The sequence below is a fragment of the Nocardioides sp. IC4_145 genome, assembly GCF_011250565.1.
Lineage (GTDB): Bacteria > Actinomycetota > Actinomycetes > Propionibacteriales > Nocardioidaceae > Nocardioides.
Genome location: NZ_JAANMS010000034.1, coordinates 1 through 19,930 on the forward strand (window position 1 = coordinate 1; position 19,930 = coordinate 19,930).

Here is a 19,930-nt window from a genome sequence, read left to right on the forward strand (position 1 = left end):
TACGGCGGCGCGGACGGCGGGGGCCACGCCGACGACGGCGGGGCGGCACACGCCGTGACGGACGGCCAGGTCACGGCGGCCCGGGAGCGTGCTCCTCACCGGGTGCTGCGGAGGCACCCACGACAAAAGGCGCGACCATGTACCGACACACCAGCGAGCTGCAGTTCTCGGCGAAGCCGGAGCGGCCCGACGCCCTCTTCGCCGCGAAGCTCCAGGAGCTCGTCGGCGGTCAGTTCGGCGAGATGACCGTGATGATGCAGTACCTCTGGCAGGGCTGGAACTGCCGCATCCCCGGCAAGTACAAGGACATGATCCTCGACATCGGCACCGAGGAGATCGGCCACGTCGAGATGCTCGTGACGATGATGGCCCGCCTGCTCGAGGGCGCCCCGTCCGAGACCCAGGCCCAGGCCGCCGCCGCCAACCCGGCCCTCGCCGCCGTGCTCGGCGGGCAGAACGTGCAGCACGCCATCGTCACCGGCGGGGCCGCGATGCCCACCAACAGCCAGGGCGTGCCGTGGAACGGCGGCTACATCGTCGCCAGCGGCAACCTGCTCGCCGACTTCCGCAGCAACGTGTCGGCCGAGGCGCAGAGCCGGCTCCAGACCGCGCGGGTCTACCAGATGACCGACGACCCCGGTGTCAAGGACATGCTCCAGTTCAACCTCGCGCGCGACACCTTCCACCAGCAGCAGTGGCTGCTCGGCATCGAGCAGCTCATCGAGGACGGCTTCACCGACGGCATCGAGGACTCGTTGGCCGAGGAGGAGAAGGACGAGCCCGGGCGCACGTTCTACAGCTTCCACGAGGGCAGCACCGCCGCCGAGGGCCGCTGGGCCCAGGGCACCACGCTCATCGGCGACAAGGAGATCCAGTTCTCCCCCGGCGTCTCGCTCACCGACGACGTCCAGCAGGTGCCGGCGCCCGACCCGCTGCTCTTCGCGACCTACGACGGCAGCATGGGCCCCGGCAAGCCGGGCAACGCCGCCGGCGCCTACGGCCAGGGCGCGGAGAACCTGCTGAGCAAGGCCAAGGAGAAGCTCACCGGCGAGTGAGCGACGATCCCTGGAGACCGGACCGATGACCGAGCTGCTGCTGCGCCCGCTGGCCGACGCCTTCATGGAGGTCGGCGTGTTCGTCGCCCTCCTGGTGGTGCCCTTCGGCTGGGCGCGCCACCGGTGGGGCCACCGGCTGGACGACGCCCTGGAGCGTCACCGCCGGCTGGGCCCGCTGGTGGCCGCCCTGCTGACGGTCCCGCCGGGCTGCGGCGGCGCGATCATCGTGATGTCGGTCTACGCCAGGGGAGCCGTCAGCTACGGCGCCGCGATCTCCGCGCTCGTCGCCACCATGGGCGACGCGTCGTGGGTGCTGCTCGCGGCCGACCCGGTGCTGACGCTCCAGCTGAAGGTGCTGCTGGTCGCCACGGGCGCGGCGACGGGGTACGTCGTGGACGCTGCGGGCATCGCCCCGCGACGTCGCGTGGACACCGTCGCCCGCCCGGCGGCCCCGGCAGCGGCGACCGGGGCCCCGGTGCCCGTGCCGACACCCGTCGTGGCCGCGGCCGCGCCGGCCCGGCGGCGTACCGTCCTGATGGAGGCCGCCACCCTGCCCGCCCTGATGTGGCTGCTGCTGGGTGCGGGCGCGACGGTCAGCCTGCCGGCGACGTTCGAGCTGGTGGACCCGGCCGAGCTGGGGCACGCGCTGCTCGGAGGCGTCGACCCCTACCTGGCGATCGGGCTGGTCGGCTCGGTGCTGGCGGTCGGCTTCTTCCTGCGCAACGGCTGCAAGCTGGCCGACGACACCGTCGACGGCGAGCCGACGTCGATGCAGCAGGTGCTCGCCGAGGGCGCGGACGAGGTGTCGTTCGTGACCGTCTGGGTCGCCATCGCGTACGTCGCGTGGTCCCTGCTCACCACGCTGACGGGCTTCGACGGCTCGCAGCTGCCGGTGCTCGGCTTCGCCGGCGTCCTCGTCGGCGCGCTGGTCGGGCTGATCCCCGGCTGCGCCGTGCAGATCGTCTTCGCCGGGTTGTTCCTGGCCGGCGGCATGCCGCTGTCGACCCTCGTCGCCAACACCATCAGCCAGGACGGCGACGCGCTCATCCCGCTCCTGGCCCTGGAGCACCGCTCCGCGCTGCTCGCCACCGTGCTCACCACGATCCCGGCGGTCCTCGTCGGGTCGCTCCTGCTCGTGCTCACCTGAACCGACCGGAGGAACACCGATGTCCCACCTCACGCCCGTGCCAGCGACCCGGCCCCGCGCCAGCGTCGTGCCGCTCTCCACGACCCGGCTCCACCTGCTCCTCGCGGCGGTCGCCGCCGTGCTCGGCGCCGCCACCGGCACCCCGGCGGCCCTGGTCGCCGCCGCGGCCGTGCTCGCCGTGGTGGCGCTACGCGCGTGGGTCGTCCACGGAGGTGCTGGGGTCCTCGCCGACCCGCATGACACCCACCCGCTCGACCCGGCCGGCGACCCCGGCCAGGGACTGGCTCAGGCCGCGTAGCCGTCGCGCGGTGGGGGCGGTGGACCGCTCGGCGCCGCGGTCGAGCACGTCGCGGGAGCGGTCGATCACCGTCAGCGGCAGGCCGGCCAGCGCGTTGCCCGGTGGCCGACGCGCGACCGTGGGGTGCGGGCGCGTCGGTGCGGTGCGGCGTACCGCTTCCCACGCGACGCCGAGCGCGCGCAGCTGCGAGGGCGGCACGAGCTCCTGCAGCCGCGGGAGCAGCTCGTCCTCCTCGTCGCGGACGTCCTCGCGCAGCACCTCGATCAGCCGGTCGATGACCGGGCGGCGCTCCTCCTCGCTCAGCTCCTCGGAGTCGAGCTGGACCACCAGGTGGTTGACCTCCTGGTGCTCCTGCTCGACCTGGAGCGTCAGCCGCTCCCCCTCGTCGCCGGGGAGGATCCGGCGCAGCGCCGGCCAGAGCACCGACTCCTCGGCGAACGCATGCGGGAAGACCAGCCGGTTGATCTCGCGGAGCACCGCCCGCTGCTCCTGGCCCTCACTGCCCTCGAGCTGGTGGAGCAGCTCGTCGAGGCGGACGTGGTCGCGGCGCTGACGGTTCAGGATGCTCCACTCGCCCCCGAGCTCGGCCACGGTCTGGTGTGCGATCGACGTCATGCCCTGCGGAGTACCCGCCCCCACCCGGGCCAGTCGCGACCTGCCCGGCGATCGCCTGCCGAGGTGCCAACGGCGACGGACGCGGGGCGCGTGTAACGGACCGTTCACTGCTCTACCAGCACGTTGCAACGTGCTGGTAGAGCGGCGAACAGTCCGTTACATGCCGCGTCGGCCGTCAGCACGGGCGAGCACCCGGCTGGCGAGCCCGGTCAGGCGGGGGTCAGGCGGACGTCACCGAACGACGACGCGGACCCGCTTCGAGCCGAGGACGACCCGGTCGGCGGGGCCGACCACCTTGGTGCGCTCGACGTGCTTGCGACGCTTGTCGAGGGTCAGCTCGACCTCGACCTCGTCGTTGCGGATCATGTTGGCGACGACCTTCTCGGCCTTGGCGACGGAGGTGATGTTGCCGCCGCCGTACATCCAACCGCCGCCCTGCACCGCGAGCCGGCCCTTCATGCCGGCGGCCGAGGCCGGGACCTTCATGGTGAGCGGCACGTACGTCAGGCCCTCGGCGCCGGCGAGGACCGCGCGCAGCACGAGCGTCGAGCCGGCCTTGGCCTCGGCGCGCTCACCCTTGCCGAGGGGGATCCACTTGCCGCCGCGCTTCTGCTGGACGCCGCGCACGCGGTAGGTGGAGCTGTCGTCGCTGACGACCGACTCGCTGGTCACCGAGTCGACGGTGACGCCCGTGATCCGGGTGAGCGCGAAGACGAGGTCGGCGAGCTCGTAGCCGGACTCACCAGAGATGTCGTAGTCCGAGGCGTACCGGTCGTCGAAGGACAGCTCGAAGGCCGACCCGTCGACGTCGGTGCCGCGGATCGTCCAGCTCAGCGTCTCCGAGCCGGGCATCAGAGCGTCGACGACACGGTCGTGGTTGGCGACGATCTGGTAGTACGTCGTGCCCGCCGCCGCGCTGTCGACGGTGTTCTTCGTGGTGCCCGTGCGGGTGCGGCCCTGGTACGTCGTGGTGTTGCTGATCGTGGTCGCGCGCGGCAGGGCGCCGAGGAAGCCGGTGATACCGGTGAGGTGGTCGTCCGAGACGGTGCCGACCGGGGCGCCGAGGTTGGCGACCTTGAAGCCGGGGCCGACCGGGTCCTCCTGGATGTAGATGGCCGACGCGGGGTGCAGGCTCATCGTGGTCTCGCCCTCGAAGGACATCGGGTGGCCGAAGCCGACGACGCGGCCGTTGCACACCGAGGTCGCGGTGCCGACGCCGGCCTGGGTGACGTCGCCGTAGGACAGCGAGGCGGCCATGTTGCCGCCGGCGACCAGGGTCTCGGGCCCGGCGGCCGCGGCCTTGCCGACGCCGGCGGCCTGCGCGCCCCGGGGCAGGTAGGGGCGGTCCTCGGTGGCGGCGAGGCGCTCGGCGCGCACCCCGGACACGGCGACCGGCATCGGCAGCTGGCGGAAGCCCTGGGCGGCCTGCGCCCGGGTGACGCCGGTGGCGCGGGCGATCCGGTCGGCGGCGGCCTTGCCGACGCGGATCCGGGCGGGCGCCTCGGCGAGGTAGTCGTCCATGTCCTCGAACGGCGTGATCCCGGCGACCGGGGACGGACCGAACGACAGCCCGTAGGCGATCGCCCCGATGAGGCGGCCGTCGGCGGCGTACACCGGCGAGCCGGACATGCCCTGCCAGATGCCGGCCTTCTCGACGGCGGGCATGTCGACCTCGACCATGACCATGTCGAGGTCCGGGCCGATGCCGTCCTCCTGGATGCCGAGGACCTCGCCGGTGAACGCCTCGGGGGTGGTGCCGCGGACGACGGTCAGGCCCGTGACGGCGTCGCCCGTCTCGAGCTCGGCGACCGGGAAGGCGGGGGTGCAGTCGCCGGCCGGCTCGGCCGACGTGGCCGGGCCGACGGCGACGGTCGTCCCGAGCAGGAGGCCGGTGGTGGCGGTGGCCGCGGCGGTCAGGGTGACCAGGGCAGGGCCCCGGCGTCGTGTGGTGGTCATGTGGGGCTTCCTCCCGGACGTGGGAGCGTGGATCACGCTCGCTGCAACCTACGACGCCGCGCCGGGCGGTTTGGTTGCCCACACGCAGAAGTGCGTCGCGATCCGGTCACGATCTCCCCGGACCCGGTGACGGTCCGCTCCGTAGGGTGGCGCCGTGAGCACCTACCGGAGCCTGCAGCGGACCGAGGCCGAGGCCCGCGCGGCCCTCCTGACGATCGAGTCGTACGACGTCCGCCTGGACCTGGCCGCGGACGACTCGACCTTCGCGTCGACCACGACGATCCGCTTCGACTCGCTCGGCGGGCCGACGTTCGTCGACCTGAAGCCGGTGCGGGTGCACCGGGTGGTGCTCAACGGCTCCCCGCTCGACCCGGACGCCCTGGACCGCGGGCGGCTCCCGCTGGAGACCGCGTCCGGCCCCAACGAGCTGGTCGTCGAGGCGACCATGCGCTTCCGCAACGACGGCGAGGGGCTGCACCGCAGCGTCGACCCCGCCGACGGGCGGCACTACGTCTACGGCATGTCGTTCATGGACGCCGCCCCGAGCGTCTTCGCCTGCTTCGACCAGCCCGACCTCAAGGCGCCCTACACGGTCACGGTGCTCGCCCCGCACGACTGGACGGTCGTCGGCAACGCGCCCGCCACCAGCCCCGAGCCGGGCCTGTGGCACATCGGGCCGACGCAGCCGCTGTCGACGTACTTCGTCACCCTCGTCGCCGGCCCCTACCACCTCGTCCGCGACGAGCACGACGGCATCGCGCTGGGCCTGAGCGCCCGGCAGAGCCTCGCCGGGGCGCTCGAGGCCGACGCCGACGAGCTGCTGACGATGACGCGGCAGTGCTTCGACGAGTTCCACCGCCTCTTCGGGATCCGCTACCCGTTCGGCGACTACCACCAGGCGTTCGTGCCGGAGTTCAACGCCGGTGCGATGGAGAACCCCGGCTGCGTGACCTTCCGCGACCCGCTGGTCTTCTCCTCCCGCGTCACCCGCGGCGCGCGCATCCGCCGCGCCACGACCGTCGCGCACGAGATGGCGCACCAGTGGTTCGGCAACATCGTCACCCCGCGGTGGTGGGACGACCTGTGGCTCAACGAGTCGTTCGCGGAGTACATGGGCAACCGGGTCACCGCCGACGTCACCGAGTACGCCGACGCCTGGACCCACCACGCCTACGCGCGCCGCCAGTGGGGGCTGGTCGCGGACCAGCGCCCCAGCACCCACCCGGTCGCCGGCAACGGCGCGCTCGACGCGACCGCCGCGTTGCAGGACTTCGACGGCATCTCCTACGCCAAGGGCTCGAGCATCCTCAAGCAGCTCAACGCCACGCTCGGCGACGAGGTGTTCTTCGCCGGCGCGATCGACCACTTCACCCGCCACCGCTTCGGCAACGCCACGATGCACGACCTCTTCCAGAGCTGGGAGGGCGCCGGCGCGGGCGACCTGTCCGCCTTCACCAGCAACTGGCTGCGCACGGCCGGGCCGGACAGCATCGTGCTGGACCGGGCCGCGGGGGTCGTCCGCCGCACCCCGCCGGCCGAGCACCCCGCCGACCGCTCCCACACGTTCCGCGTCGCGACGGCCGCGCCGGGCGCCGGCTGGGAGGTCGCGTCGCTGACGGTGGACAGCCCGGAGACGCCGTACGACGTCGCCGAGGGCACTGCCGTCCTGCTCGACCCCTTCGAGGACACCTTCGCGCTCGTGCAGCCCGACGCGACCACGGTCGCCGCGCTGAAGACCCTGCTGCCGGCCACCGACGACGCCCTCCTCCGGGCCGGGGTGTGGAACAACGTCCGCAGCGCGTTCCACAACGCCGCCGTCTCCCCCGCCGACGTGGTCGACCTGCTCGAGGCGGGCCTCGGCGTCGAGGACAGCGACGACGCGGTGTCGGCCACGCTCCCCTGGGTCCTCGGCAAGGTCGTCCCGCTCGCCGCGGACGGGTCGCTCGAGCGGGTCCACCGCGCGGTGCTGCGCAAGGTCGCCACGACCGACCCCGGCTCGACGTTGCAGCTCTCGGCGTTCCAGGCGGCGATCGCCTCCTCGACCGAGCCCGACGCGCTGCGCCAGTGGCTCCGGGGGGCCGTGCCGGACGGGATCGAGGTCGACCTCGACCTGCGCTGGGCGATCCTGGTCCGGCTCGCCGTGCTGGGCGCGACCGACGCCGAGGAGCTGGAGGCCGCCCTCGACGCCGAGCCGACCGCGACGGCACGGGTGGAGCACACCCGCGCCCGGGCGTCGCTGCCGACGGCCGAGGCGAAGGAGTTCGCCTGGCAGCGCTTCACCGGCGAGGTCGACGTGCCGAACTACGAGCTCACCGCGGCCGGGCACGGGATGTGGCGCTCGGGCCAGGAGCACCTGACCGACGCCTACGTCGACCGGTACGTCGCCGACCTCCCCGCCACCGCCGGAGCCCGGAGCGGCTGGGTGCTGGCAGACGCTGCCGACGCGTTCTTCCCGGGCACGTCGCTGCGCGAGGAGACGCTCGCCTCGGTCCGCAGGCTGCTGGACCTCGCCGGGCTCGACGCCTCGATCCGCCGACGCGTCGTCGACCAGGTCGACGAGCTCGAGCGCCGGTTGGCCGTCCGCAAGGCCTACCCGGCGTGATCGACCGTCCGCGTCGCCCCGGGCCGACGGTCCGGGCGAAGGTGCGCGAGCTGACCGAGGCCGGCGAGCGCCGCCACGACGACCGGCTCGCCACCGAGGAGCCGCTGGAGATCCGGCTCGCCTGGCCCGGCTCGCCCGCGCGGCGGGTCTGGGTCACCATGCGCACGCCGGGCCACGACTTCGAGCTGGCGGCGGGCTGGCTGGTCCACGAGGGTCTCGTGCGCGGGACGGGTCATGTCGCGAGCGTGGCCTACTGCACCGACACCGACCTGTCCCCCGAGCAGGAGTTCAACGTCGTCACCGTCACCCTCGACGCCCCGCCGCTCTCCGACCCGGGTCACCGCCACGACACGCTCGGCTCCGGCTCCTCGGCGTGCGGGGTCTGCGGCAAGGACTCGGTCGCCTCGGCGCTCACCGTGAGCGCGGCGGCGCGCTGGACGGGCGACCTCCCGGAGCCCGACGTCGTACGTGGCCTGCCGGACGTGCTGCGCGAGCAGCAGCGCGTCTTCGACCGCACCGGCGGGGTGCACGCGGCCGGACTGTTCACCGCCTCGGGCGAGCCGCTCGTGGTGCGCGAGGACGTCGGCCGCCACAACGCGGTGGACAAGGTGACCGGTGCCCGCGTCCTGGCCGGGGACCCGCCGGCCGAGGCGGCGATGGTCGTCAGTGGGCGGGCCGGCTTCGAGCTCGTGCAGAAGGCGCTGGCCGCCGGCGTCGGTGCGCTCGCCGCGGTCGGCGCGCCCACGAGCCTGTCGGCGAAGCTGGCCGGCGAGGCCGGCCTGGTGCTCTACGGCTTCACCTCCGCGCGGCGTTGCGTGCGCTACACCTGAGCCAGCCCCGGCGTGGGTCCGAGGGACTGTCGGCGCCGGCTCCTACGGTCCTCGCATGCGCATCCTCCACACCTCCGACTGGCACCTGGGCCGGTCGTTCCACCGTGAGGGGATGCTCACCCACCAGGCCGCCTTCGCCGACCACCTGCTCGGGGTCGTCGAGTCCGAGAAGGTCGACCTCGTCGTCGTCGCCGGCGACGTCTACGACCGCGCGCTGCCGCACGTCGACGCCGTCCGGCTCGCCGACGACGTGCTGGTCCGGCTCGCCGCCTCGCGAGCCCGGGTCGTCATCTCCAGCGGCAACCACGACAGCGCCCAGCGGCTCGGGTTCAGCTCCCGGCTGATCGACGCGGCCGGTGTCTACATCCGCACCGACCCGGCCGGCGTCGGCACGCCGGTGCTGCTCGAGGACGAGCACGGGCCGGTCGCGGTCCACGCGCTCCCCTACCTCGACCCGCACGCGGTCGCCGCCCCCTGGGACCTCCGCTCCCGCTCCCACGAGGCCGCGCTGACCGAGGCGATGGTCCGGGTCCGCGCCGATCTCGCGACCCGACGGGGCACCCGCTCGGTCGTGCTCGCCCACGCCTTCGTCGCCGGCGCCCAGCCGAGCGACTCCGAGCGCGACATCTCGGTCGGCGGCGTCTCGATCGTCCCGACCACGCTCTTCGACGGCATCGACTACGTGGCGCTGGGCCACCTCCACGGCCGGCACACCCTCACGGACCGGGTGCGCTACAGCGGCTCGCCGCTGGCGTACTCCTTCTCCGAGGCCGACCACCACAAGGGCTCCTGGCTCGTCGACCTCGCCGCCGACGGCGCGGTGACGGCGGAGTACGTCGACGCGCCGGTCCCCCGCCCGCTAGCCCGCCTCACCGGCACCCTCGACGAGCTGCTCACCGACGCCCGCCACCAGCGCCACGAGGGCTCGTGGGTCCAGGCCACCCTGACCGACGAGGTGCGGCCGCTCCAGGCGATGGACCGCCTGCGCCGGCGCTTCCCGCACGCGCTCGTGCTCGGCTTCGCGACCCCGCCGCCGGGCATCGGCGTCGCCCCCGCGGCCCGCACCGCCGGCCGCACCGACCACGACATCGCCCACGAGTTCGTCCGCGACCTGCGCGGCGCGCCTCCCACCGACGCCGAGCGGATGCTGCTCGACGCCGCCATCGACGCGTGCTGCGACGACGCCGACCTCGACCGCGCCGTGCTGGGGGTGGCGGCCCCGTGAGGCTCCACTCCCTCGAGGCGACCGCCTTCGGGCCGTTCGCCGACACCGTGCGCGTCGACTTCGACCACCTGTCCGCAGCGGGGCTGTTCCTCCTGTCCGGCCCCACCGGCGCCGGCAAGACCAGCGTGCTCGACGCGGTGTGCTTCGCGCTGTACGGCGACGTCCCCGGCGACCGGTCCAGCGCCAAGCGACTCCGTTGCGACAGCGCCGCGCCCGGTGTCGCGCCCCAGGTCACCCTCGAGGCGACCCTCGGCGGCCGGCGGTTCCGGATCGTCCGGTCGCCCGCCTGGGAGCGCCCGAAGAAGCGCGGCACCGGCACCACCACCCAGCAGGCGTCGGTGACCCTGTCGGAGCTCGTCGCCGCTGACTGGGTGCCGCTCTCCTCGCGGCTCGACGAGACCGGTCACCTGGTCTCGGAGCTGCTGGGCATGAACCTCACCCAGTTCACCCAGGTCGCGATGCTCCCCCAGGGCCGCTTCCAGGCGTTCCTGCGCGCGAGGTCCGAGGAGCGGCACGAGCTGCTCCAGCGCCTCTTCCGCACCGGCCGGTTCGCCGACGTCGAGCGGTGGCTGCGCGACCACCGCCTGGACCTGCGTCGGCGCTCCGAGTCGGCGCACCAGGGCGTCGCCGACCTCGCCAGCCGGGTCAGCGAGGTCGTGGCGACACCGCTCCCCTGGGACGTGCGGGACCTGACCGAGCCGTCCGGTGACGGCACCCTGCTCGCCTGGGCCGGCGACCTCGCCGAGTCCGCCGCCGCCTCGGCGACCGCGGCCGAGGTCGAGGCCGCGGCCGCGGTCTCCGCCGAGGCCGACGCCCGGAAGGCGCTCGAGGCCGGCCGCGCGCTCGCCGAGCGGCAGGCCCGGCTCGCGGACGCCGCCCGCGAGCACCAGGCCCTCCTCGCCGAGGCTGACGCCGTCGAGTCCGACCGGGGCGTCCTGGAGGCGGCGCGGCGCGCGGCAGGCGTGGCACCGGTCCTGCGGCTCGTGCAGCAGGCCCGCACCGCCCGGGCCGCCGCCGCCCGAGCCGTCACGCGTGAGGATCGCGAGGCCCTGGTCGCCGAGGTCGACGTCGCCGTCACCGCCGCAGCCCGGGTCGAGGCGCTCCGCCCACGCGCCGCCCGCCTGGCGACGCTGCACACCGAGTCGGGCCGGCTGGCCACCCGCGCCACCGAGCTCGAACGGCTGACCACCGCCGCCCGCGCCCGCTGCGAGGCCGTCGAGGTGCAGTCCGCCCTCGACACCGTCGTCGAGCGGATCGCTGCGCACGCGACGGTCGCCCGCCTGCGGACCGAGCTGGCCGCGGCCCGGGAGGCGTGGCACGAGTCGCGTGAGGCGACGCTCGCCGCGCGCGAGCACGCCATCGACGTACGCCGCGCGCGGCTGGACAGCATGGCCGCCGAGCTCGCCGGTGCCCTGGCTGTCGGCGCCTGCTGCCCGGTGTGCGGCTCCGACGACCACCCGGCCAAGGCCGTCGCCGGCCCCGACGCCCCGGACGACCACGCCGAGAAGGCCGCCCAGCGCGCCGTCGACGACGCCGCCACCCTCGAGCACCTGCGCGACGGGAAGGTCCGCGACCTGGTCATCCGACTCGAGCACGCCGAGGACGCAGCCGGGCCGGGGGACGTCGACGACCTCGAGGGCGAGCGCGCCGGGCTCGCCACGTCGCTGGAGCGGCTGCTCGCCGCAGCCGGCGGTCGCCCGGCCCCCGACGCCGCCGGGGCCGCCCGAGCCGTCGAGGAGCTCGTGGCCGAGTCCGCTTCCGTCGAGGCCACCCGGCGCTCGCTCGCCGAGGAGGCCGAGGTGCGGGCCGACGAGCTCGAGCAGGCGATGGCCGACGCCGGCGAGTACACGACCGGCGACGCCGCCGCCGACCTCGACCGCCTGCTGCGCCGGCACCGCACCACCGAGCGGGAGTGCCGCGCGGCGCTCGACGCGCTGGACCGCCTCGCCGAGGCCGACCGCGCCGTCGCCGAGGCGGAGGCCGCGCTGGCCGACGCCGTGGCCGCCGCCGGCTTCGACACATCCGACGAGGCGTACGCCGCCCTCCGCGACGCCGCTGCCTGCGCGCGGCTGGAGCAGCGGCTCGCCCGCCACGAGCAGCGCCTCGCGGCGGTGACCGAGGTGCTCCGCGACCCGGGCTCCGAGGAGCTCGCGGCCGCCGCTCCCCCGGACGTCGACGCCCTCGCCGGCGCCCACCGCAGTGCCCTGGGTGCACTGAACGACGCCCGCACAGCCGAGGACCGCTGGACCACCCGCGCCGGCCGCCTCGCATCGCTGCACTCGTCGCTGTCCGAAGCCCTGGACGACTGGGCGCCGCTGCGGGCCGAGCTCGAGCTGGCCACCCGCCTGTGCGCGTTCGTCGAGGGCAAGTCCGCCGACAACCGGCTGCAGATGCGGCTCTCGGCGTACGTCCTGGCCTACCGCCTCTCCCAGGTCGTCGCTGCCGCGAACGAGCGCCTCGCCCGGATGAGCGACAGCCGCTACTCCCTCGAGCACACCGGCCGCCGCGGCGCCGGCGAGACCCGCGGCGGGCTCTCGCTGCTCGTCCGCGACGACTGGTCCGGCGAGACCCGCGACCCCGCGACCCTCTCCGGCGGCGAGACCTTCGTGGTGTCCCTCGCCCTGGCCCTCGGCCTGGCCGACGTCATCACCAACGAGGTCGGCGGCGCCGCCCTCGACACCCTCTTCGTCGACGAGGGCTTCGGCTCGCTCGACGCCGACACCCTCGACGACGTCATGGACACCCTCGACTCCCTCCGCGACGGCGGCCGCGTCGTCGGCGTCGTCAGCCACGTCGCCGAGATGCGCGACCGCATCCCCACTCAGCTGCTCGTCGCGAAGTCCCGCCGCGGGTCGACCGTCTCGCTCACGGGCTGAGTCAGCCGTTCGTCTCTCGGGCACGGGCACACGCTCGGGCCGCTCCGCCGCCTGGATGGGAACGACGAGGTGACGCGGCTCTGACGCGTTTGGCACAGCGAAGTACTCGAAGGCGTCGACACTGACGATCGCGTCGAACTCGTCGTCGTCACCACGTCAGCTTCGCACTCACGCGCCAGGAAGACCGACGTCGCACCCTTGCCGCAAGCGAGGTCCAACACCGTCGCGCCAGGACGGACATCAGGATGCAGGACTGCTGGTGCCCGGCGCACACGGCTCCGTCGTGGCGCTTGCGGGTGCAAGAGCCTGCCCGCACGTCGTCACGCGGTGCAAGTGCTCGGAGCTACACGCACGAACGCCGATGTGAGCCTGCGGTCGGCGAAGGCTCTGCCTCGCGCTCGCCGAGCATCTGGAGAACACCTGCTCCTCGCTTCGGCCCCCGTCCAGAGGGCCCTGCGGCCATCTGAGGCTCGTGCGGGTGGGCGCCCGTCCCGCCGCGACCGTCTCGACACGGGTGGCCGGCCTCGACCCGGCGCGGGCGCCTGGGGGCGAGGTCTCCACTTCATCGACGTGGGAGCCGTCGGCCCGCGTTCCGTCTCAGCGGCGTGGGTCATGCCAGAACGGCAGTCCTGCTCCGGCGTCGACCGCCTCCTGCGAGGTGGTCACATCCACCCTCGGATCGTTGGCGATCGCGAACAGGTCATCGGTCGAGACGGGCATGTCCAGCTCGCGGGGGTCGCCGGTGATGGGCGGTCCGGCGTAGAACAGCAGCGCGGTGGTGTCGCCCTTGTCGACCGACACGTAGACGACGCCTGGATCCGACTCGGGGGCCACGTCCTCCCACATGAGCATGCCCTGGTCGGTCTCCACGCAGCCCGCAAGGTACTCGCTGGTCTCGACACCACAGTCGCTCGGTGTCTTGTCCATGCCCCGGCCTACCGCCACCACGAGCATGTCGCCGTCGTACTTACCATCCGAGCCGTACCGCAGCTCCGTCCCGACCGCGTCCGAGCCCAGCTCCTCGGCCGCGTCGCTCTCCTCGGTCGCCGAGGAAGGTGTCCCGACGTGCTCAGCGGCCACGAAGGCAAGTGCCCGTGCCGTGGTCGGCACGTCACCACCCTTGGGCGACCCCGGTGGGCTCCCCCGCTCAGTCGTGGTCCCACATCCGGTCAACGCGAGCGTGAGCAGCGTGCTGGCCAGGCGGAGGGGAGGCGTCTGCATGTGCTCCTCCTCGGCGCCAACCTGGCGGTTCGTGGCCCCGCGATCGGCTCGCTCGGGCACCCCTGCACGAGCAGCAGGACAAGCGGAGTGTCCGCACCTGCCCCGTCCAACGCTGTACGGGCCAGTGAGTGATTGTGCCCCGGCTGGCGCTGCGGGCGCGCCAGGCCGGGCCGGGCCAGGCCGCGTTATGCGGTGAGGACAGCACAGACCGTGGTGCTGTGGCCTGGTTCGGCCCACCAGCGGTCGCTGATGGTCGCGATGAGGGCGAGGCCGCGTCCGCGCGGCCGGGTCGGGTCGGTTGCTGCTGGCTGGAGGTGTGCGCCGGAGCCTCCGTCGGAGACGCAGATCTCGACGGTCTTGTGGTCGAGGGTCCAGGAGACGGCGACGGTGTGGTCTTCCAGGGGTTGACCGTGCTCGACGCCGTTGGTGATCAGTTCGCTCACCACGAGCGCGGCGTCTTGCTGCAACCTCCGCGGCGCTCCGGCGCGTTCGAGGTCATCGGTGATGAGGTGGCGTGCGGTACCTGCGCTGGCCAGGTCGTACGGGAGCCGAAGCGCTTGCCGACGGGGGTCTGGTGTCCGGTTCGCGTCGGGCGGGTTCGGCACGCGCTTCCTTGGTGTCGGTGGCGTGCAGGGCATGGTGCAGGCCGTGGGGGCTCGGGTACGCGGACTCGGTACCCGCGTTGCGACTTGCTTACGGCCTTCTGAGCGTCAGGAAGTCGCGCGCTGTGCAGCGTCCAGGGTCTGCTGTCCTGCAACGAGGGCTAACACTTCTTCGCGGATGGGCGTACATTCGTGATTACTGAGGGTTTCTCGTGTCACGCCACTTCGGCGTCTCCGTCTTCGGCGAACGATGACGATGGACTGAGCCTCAGATGCCTTTCTTCGATATACGCATGATGCCCATGCTCGATGGGGCCGGTTGCCGACTTGTGGTCGTTGGTGAGATCGATGGCCTCACCGCGTCCGCTTTCGCCTCAGCGCTTGTGGATCTGTTCGAGGCAGGCACCCGTTTCGTGGAGGTCGATCTCAGCGAGGTCACGTTCCTGGGTTGTGCTGGTGTCACCGCCCTGGTCGAGGCGAAGGCCACTGCGTCGACCCGTGGCGTGTTGATGCGCGTGATCGACCCGAGCGAGCCCGCCGGACGGGTCCTGCGGCTGACCGGGGCAGAGGCCCACCTGAGAACGGCCGCGGGTCAGTCAGCCGACTCAGGGGTTTGATCTCCGATCGCCCGGGGTCCTTTGCCGACCCTGGGCTGCGGAGCGTCGCCGCAACCCCACCCGGTCGGCCGTCCTCGTGGGTCTCAGGGCCCGGGTCCTAGCCGCAATCACGCCCATCAGGGTGTGTGTTGCTGGCCCACCTGTTGGATACCGAGAGTATGTCCGGTACGCCGGGCATTCCCCCGACGTGCGTGACGACGGTATCGACATGGGGCCCGTTCGTGCGCACACCCGAAGGAGCATGACCATGGCAGCGACCCACAGCAGCGACCACACCTACACCACCTCCCGACGCATCAGCACCGAGACCAAGGCCTCGATCAAGACCACGGAACTCGTCGCCTACGTCGCAGCCGTCATCGGTGTCCTGATCGCCTCCGCGGTCGTGGACGCATCGGACTTCGGTGCGCAGGAAGCATGGTTCTACGTCACCTTGCTGACCATCGGATACATGGTCAGCCGTGGCCTGGCGAAGTCCGGCAGCCGCGACTTCTACGACGACGACAACCGCGATCGCAGCAACGGCGCGAACCAGCACTGATCGCAGCCTCACAAACGGACCGCCCTTCCGCTCACCCGAGCAGGAGGGCGGTCCCGTCGTTCGGCGCTCTCATGAGGAGCAGTCCGGACACCCGTGCTCGTCGCCCGGGGCCCGTCGGGGGAACCCCGGGCGACGACTCTTGCAAGAAGGATCCGCGTGTTGCTGTTGCACGGCCACACCGGCCAGCGACCGCGGCATGTCGCCGCCTGTCAGGGACAACTGGTCCGCTCGTGCCGGGACGGCCGGACGAGACGTGTCCTCGCCGTCCGTGGGACAACACACCGTGGCTGCCCGGGAGCGCAGCCGCTCAGTCGACGACCGATCGGACGATCTCGGCGATCCGCTTCTCGGTGGCGTTGTCGACCGTCTCGAAGTACCACGCCGCCGGCATCAGCTGCCCGTCCGCGCCGCCCGCTGCGCGAAACGGTGCCTTCTCGGTGATGGCGAGGTTGAGCCGTTCGTCGTTGCGCAGGGTGATGAGCGCGGGCGTGCTCGCGGACATCGCGTAGGCGGGCATGCCGTACCAGATGCGCGGCTTCAGAGTGGGAGCCACGGTCATGATGACGTCGTGCACCCGCTGCATGGTCGACCGCCGCGGTTCGTCCATCTTCGCGATCTGGTCGGTCACCTGCGTCAGGTTCTTCTCGTCCTTCGACGACATGTCATGTCCTTCCGTCGGCCGATGCTGAGGCATCGGTGGAATGAGTCGGCGCACCAGTGCGCCGCACCCCATCCGGACATGTCCTGAGCTGGTCAGGTCTCTCCGCGATGATTCACGTGGATGGCCACGTGGAAGCGCAGTCGGCGGCGTACCGCCAGTGGTGAGGCTAACGGACTCGCCCTCGACGGGTCACCTGGATCAGCGCGGCAGCGGGGCGTCGGTGACGGTCGTGCCGGGATCGGGCGGGTCCGTCAGCGCCGTTGCGAGGGCGGGATCCGTCGGAGCGCCGGCGCGGGCGTCGGCGAGGACGTCGGGCGGGACGTGCTGCTCGAGGTAGCGCCGTCCGGCCCGGGTCGCGGGGTGCATGGCGGCCGCGGCGGCGGCGACGATGGCGGCGATGGTGAGCCAGCCGGAGGCGCCCCACTCCATCGCGAGGAAGCCGTAGACGGCCGGCGCCCAGAACCGGCCGAGGGTGTTGCCGAGCTCGGAGACGCCCTGGTAGTCCCCGCGGCGCCGCGGATCCATCAGCTCGGCCTCGAAGGTCCACCCCGAGGCGGAGAGGTAGAGCTCGGCCCAGGTCAGCACGATGTGGCCGACGAAGAACAGGACGACGGTGATCCAACCGACGGTCTCGTGGGTGGCGAGCGTGACGAGGCACGTGAGGGCGAAGAAGAGTGCGGAGAGGCGCACCGCGCGCAGGGCGGTGTCGATGTCGTGGATGCCGCGCGCGGTCAGACGGGGCAGCACGATGCACATCACCGTGTTGGTGGCGAAGAGCATGGCCACCAGCTCGTGCGGGGCGTCGGTCTCGATGACCAGCCACAGCGGGATCACCGTGTGCAGCAGCACCTGGTTCGACCACAGCACGCCGGTCAGGAAGGTCACCGCGAGCCAGGTGCGGTTGCGGATGGCCGGCGGCCCCTCCGGCTGCCGGCGGGGCTCGCTCGAGCGGACGTCGTGGGTGGCGTTCGGGAGCCGGAGGATCGCGACCGCGTTGACCAGGAAGAGCACCGAGGTGAGGAGCGGGGCCCAACGCAGCACGTCGGCGCCGAACGCGATGGCACCACCGCTCAGGAACGCCCCGAGGCTGAACCCGACGTTGAGCGCGGAGTACATGTAGGCCCGGGACTCCACGCGCTCGGCCGGAGGGAGCACGTCGAGGACGTAGGCGCCGTGGGCCGCGCCGGCAAGGCTGCCCGCGATCTCCATCGCCACCGCGATCGCGACGAACTGCGGGAAGCTGTCGATGAAGGGCCAGGCGAGGAACAGCGCGCCCTGCACCACTGCGCTCAGGGACCACATCCGCTTGGGACCGAACCGGTCGACGAGCTTCCCGGCCGGCACCGCGACGAGGAAGCTGGCGATCGCCGCGACCGTGAGCCCCACGCCGACCTGGCCCAGCGACAACCCGAGGATGACGCCGAAGTAGACGGCCGATCCCGCCAGGAACGCCCCGTCGCCCGTGGCGAAGAGCAGCGACTGGACGGAGAGACGCCCCGCGAGGGTGGACGGGGGCGTGACGTAGGTGCGGAGCGCGGTGAGCATCGCCGCTGATTCTCTCCCGCGCCGGCCGCGGAGGTCGCGCGCTTTTCCCCCGACCGGACGAGCGTCACAGCGCCGGAACGGAGCGCCGCCACCAGACCGGCCGGAGCCGCCGCTAGCGTCCGGGGGTGGCCAGGTCTCGCCGTTCCAGCGCGCCTCGGCGCACCGCGTCACCGCGTCGCAAGGGCACGCGACCGTCGCAGCGACCGCTGCCGACCGCCGGGCCGGGCGAGCGGCTGTGGGTGCTCGACGTGCCCTACGGGACGCAGGTCGACGGCGCGACCTGGCACCCCGCGGTCAGGACCCACCTGTACGTCGGGCGCGCGCTGCCCGAGCACCTCGCGGCGTACTCCCCCGGCCCCCACACCCTCGGCCGGTTCATCGAGAACACCCTCAACCCCGACGACCCCACGCCGGCACCCGAGCCGACCGAGGCGCTCGAGCCGCGGCGGATCCAGTTCGAGGCGGCCGACGCGATCGCGGAGCGGGCGGCGGCGGGCGGGCGGCTGTTCCTGCTGGCCGACGAGCCCGGCGTGGGCAAGACCATCTCGGCGGTCCTCGGTGCGACGGCGGTCGGTGACCTTCGCGGCGCGCGACGGGTGCTCGTCGTGGCCGACCGGCCCGCTGCGATCACCATCGGACACTGGTGTCGCACGATCACCGCGCTCGGCGACGGCGGCCTGGAGTGGGTCGTCGTCACGTGGGACCGGCTGGAGAAGGTCACCGATCACGAGTGGGACGTGATCATCGCCGACGAGGCCCACGCCCTGCGGCGTACGACGACGAAGCGGTGGAAGCTCTGGGCGCGGATCTCGGGGCACGGGCGGCCGCACGACAAGGCACCGTTCGTCATCGCCACGACGGCGACCCCGGGGCACACGCCGCTCGAGCTGCCGTACCTCGCTCCCGCCTACGCCCAGGTGCTCGACGAGCCGATGCGGGAGTGGACCTCGGCCACGCAGCCCGGCACGACGTTCGCCGCCGCGCTCGAGCGGCACGGCGTCGCGGTGGAGCAGGGCCGGTACGGCGCGACCTGGACCACCGATCCCGCGCGACGGGCCGCCGACCTCAAGCTGGTGCGCGGCTGGCTCGCCGAGGAACGGCCGCCGGCGATGCTGCACCGCGCCGCGCCGTGGGGGCCGGTGCCGATCTCCGGCATGCCGGTGGCGCTGACGCCGGCGGAGCGGACGGCGTACGAGGCCGAGTGGGGTGAGTTCTGCCGCGAGATGGACATCGCCCGCCGTGGCCGCAACGTCGCCAAGGGACGGGCCGCCCTGCTGCGGTTCCGGCAGAAGGCCGGCCTGATCCGCGTCGACTCGACCGTCGCGTGGATCGCCCAGCAGGTCGAGGCCGAGCGGCAGGTGGCGTGCTCGGTCGAGTTCGTCGCGACCGCCGCCGACCCCATCGCCGACCGGCTCCGCGATGCCGGCATCGAGGTGGCCACGATCTACGGCCGCGACCGGTTCGACGCCGAGGCCGAGCGGCTGAGGTTCCAGACCGGCGAGGCGCAGGTCTGCGTCTTCACCACCGTCGCCTCGATCAGCCTCCACGCCGGTGAGACCCTCGCCGACGGCCGGCAGGCGAGCACCGAGCCCCGGGTCGGGCTCTTCCACCAGGCCCGCTTCTCCGGCATCGCCGGTCGGCAGGTCACCGGCCGCACCCACCGCGACCACCAGGTCTCGCCGTGGCACATCGCGTACGCCGAGGGCACGGTCGAGGAGCAGGTCGGCAAGGTGATGGTCGAGCGGATCGCCGCCGCGTCCGACACCGTCGGCAGCGACACCACCGGGCTCGCGGACCTCGCCCAGCTGCTCGGCGCCGACTGGCTGCCGCCCGCGAGCCTCACCGAGGACGGCGCCTGAGGGACGGGACGGGCCGGGCCGGTTCAGCCGGTCACCAGAACGTGCTGGCGGGCCCGTCCTCCGGCATCCGGTAGCTCTGGACCCGACCCTCGACCTGCCGGGCGCGCGACTCGTGGTCGCCCCGGAGCTGGTACGCACCGCGCGAGCGGTACCAGGACACGAGCGAGCCGACGATCAGGAAGGTCGCGACGGCGACCCAGAACCACATCGGGGCCTCCTCGGTCGGCGTGCGTCCGATGCTCCCACGGATCGGGGGCTTCCGACAGGGTTGAGGCTCCGG

At 73.1% G+C, this 19,930-nt stretch carries 16 protein-coding genes; 9 read left to right on the forward strand and 7 right to left on the reverse strand.

Annotated features, from left to right (window positions below):
* Positions 1-137 precede the first annotated feature (137 nt).
* Both G6553_RS14340 and G6553_RS14345 read left to right on the forward strand, forming a co-directional pair.
* Positions 138-1,055: a manganese catalase family protein gene (locus G6553_RS14340; RefSeq protein WP_166194253.1), complete on the forward strand. Its 918-nt coding sequence runs from the start codon at positions 138-140 to the stop codon at positions 1,053-1,055.
* Positions 1,056-1,080: 25 nt separating this feature from the next.
* Complete coding sequence (locus G6553_RS14345; RefSeq protein ID WP_166194256.1) at positions 1,081-2,202, forward strand: putative manganese transporter; 1,122 nt, start codon at positions 1,081-1,083, stop codon at positions 2,200-2,202.
* A 187-nt stretch (positions 2,203-2,389) separates the two neighbouring features.
* Here G6553_RS14345 and G6553_RS14350 read toward each other — a convergent pair whose 3' ends face one another.
* Both G6553_RS14350 and G6553_RS14355 read right to left on the reverse strand, forming a co-directional pair.
* Positions 2,390-3,115 carry a hemerythrin domain-containing protein gene (locus tag G6553_RS14350; protein WP_166194259.1) on the reverse strand — a complete coding sequence of 242 codons (726 nt, stop codon included), beginning with the start codon at positions 3,113-3,115 and terminating at the stop codon, positions 2,390-2,392.
* Between the two features lie 231 nt (positions 3,116-3,346).
* A complete protein-coding gene (locus tag G6553_RS14355) occupies positions 3,347-5,071 on the reverse strand; it encodes a SpoIVB peptidase S55 domain-containing protein (protein WP_166194262.1) in 1,725 nt (574 codons plus the stop codon).
* 154 nt (positions 5,072-5,225) lie between these two features.
* Here G6553_RS14355 and pepN point away from each other — a divergent pair, with 154 nt between their 5' ends.
* From pepN to G6553_RS14375, 4 genes are read left to right on the forward strand one after another with little or no spacing between them, the layout of a single operon-like run.
* Positions 5,226-7,673 (forward strand): aminopeptidase N, encoded by a 2,448-nt coding sequence (gene pepN / locus G6553_RS14360; protein WP_166194265.1) that lies wholly within the window; start codon positions 5,226-5,228, stop codon positions 7,671-7,673.
* On the forward strand, positions 7,670-8,503 hold the full coding sequence (locus G6553_RS14365) for a formate dehydrogenase accessory sulfurtransferase FdhD (RefSeq protein WP_347565720.1): 834 nt from the start codon (positions 7,670-7,672) through the stop codon (positions 8,501-8,503). Before pepN ends, G6553_RS14365 begins: the two co-directional genes overlap by 4 nt.
* A 55-nt stretch (positions 8,504-8,558) precedes the next feature.
* The gene (locus G6553_RS14370) at positions 8,559-9,728 is read left to right on the forward strand and encodes an exonuclease SbcCD subunit D (protein WP_166194268.1); all 1,170 of its coding nucleotides are present in this window, start codon (positions 8,559-8,561) and stop codon (positions 9,726-9,728) included.
* Positions 9,725-12,604 (forward strand): SMC family ATPase, encoded by a 2,880-nt coding sequence (locus G6553_RS14375; RefSeq protein ID WP_166194270.1) that lies wholly within the window; start codon positions 9,725-9,727, stop codon positions 12,602-12,604. The genes G6553_RS14370 and G6553_RS14375 overlap by 4 nt, the downstream gene beginning before the upstream one ends.
* A 597-nt stretch (positions 12,605-13,201) precedes the next feature.
* On the opposite strand, the gene G6553_RS14380 is transcribed toward G6553_RS14375, so the two are convergent.
* Together G6553_RS14380 and G6553_RS14385 are read right to left on the reverse strand one after the other, a co-directional pair.
* Positions 13,202-13,714, reverse strand: a complete 513-nt coding sequence (locus G6553_RS14380; protein WP_166194273.1) for a hypothetical protein — start codon at positions 13,712-13,714, stop codon at positions 13,202-13,204.
* A 296-nt stretch (positions 13,715-14,010) separates the two neighbouring features.
* Entirely contained in the window at positions 14,011-14,430 is a 420-nt protein-coding gene (locus G6553_RS14385) for an ATP-binding protein (protein WP_166194276.1), read from the reverse strand.
* A 290-nt stretch (positions 14,431-14,720) separates the two neighbouring features.
* On the opposite strand from G6553_RS14385, the gene G6553_RS14390 reads away from it, so the two are divergent.
* A complete protein-coding gene (locus G6553_RS14390; RefSeq protein WP_166194279.1) occupies positions 14,721-15,044 on the forward strand; it encodes an STAS domain-containing protein in 324 nt (107 codons plus the stop codon).
* Positions 15,045-15,291: 247 nt separating this feature from the next.
* Positions 15,292-15,585: a hypothetical protein gene (locus tag G6553_RS14395; RefSeq protein ID WP_207619798.1), complete on the forward strand. Its 294-nt coding sequence runs from the start codon at positions 15,292-15,294 to the stop codon at positions 15,583-15,585.
* A 307-nt stretch (positions 15,586-15,892) separates the two neighbouring features.
* On the opposite strand, the gene G6553_RS14400 is transcribed toward G6553_RS14395, so the two are convergent.
* Together G6553_RS14400 and G6553_RS14405 are read right to left on the reverse strand one after the other, a co-directional pair.
* Positions 15,893-16,246: a DUF1801 domain-containing protein gene (locus G6553_RS14400; RefSeq protein ID WP_166194285.1), complete on the reverse strand. Its 354-nt coding sequence runs from the start codon at positions 16,244-16,246 to the stop codon at positions 15,893-15,895.
* Positions 16,247-16,444: 198 nt separating this feature from the next.
* Entirely contained in the window at positions 16,445-17,791 is a 1,347-nt protein-coding gene (locus G6553_RS14405) for an MFS transporter (protein ID WP_166194288.1), read from the reverse strand.
* 125 nt (positions 17,792-17,916) lie between these two features.
* Here G6553_RS14405 and G6553_RS14410 point away from each other — a divergent pair, with 125 nt between their 5' ends.
* Complete coding sequence (locus G6553_RS14410; protein ID WP_166194289.1) at positions 17,917-19,650, forward strand: helicase; 1,734 nt, start codon at positions 17,917-17,919, stop codon at positions 19,648-19,650.
* A gap of 31 nt (positions 19,651-19,681) precedes the next feature.
* Here the strand turns inward: G6553_RS14410 and G6553_RS14415 are convergent, their stop codons facing one another.
* Positions 19,682-19,858 carry a hypothetical protein gene (locus G6553_RS14415; protein WP_166194292.1) on the reverse strand — a complete coding sequence of 59 codons (177 nt, stop codon included), beginning with the start codon at positions 19,856-19,858 and terminating at the stop codon, positions 19,682-19,684.
* Between the last annotated feature and the right edge of the window lie 72 nt (positions 19,859-19,930).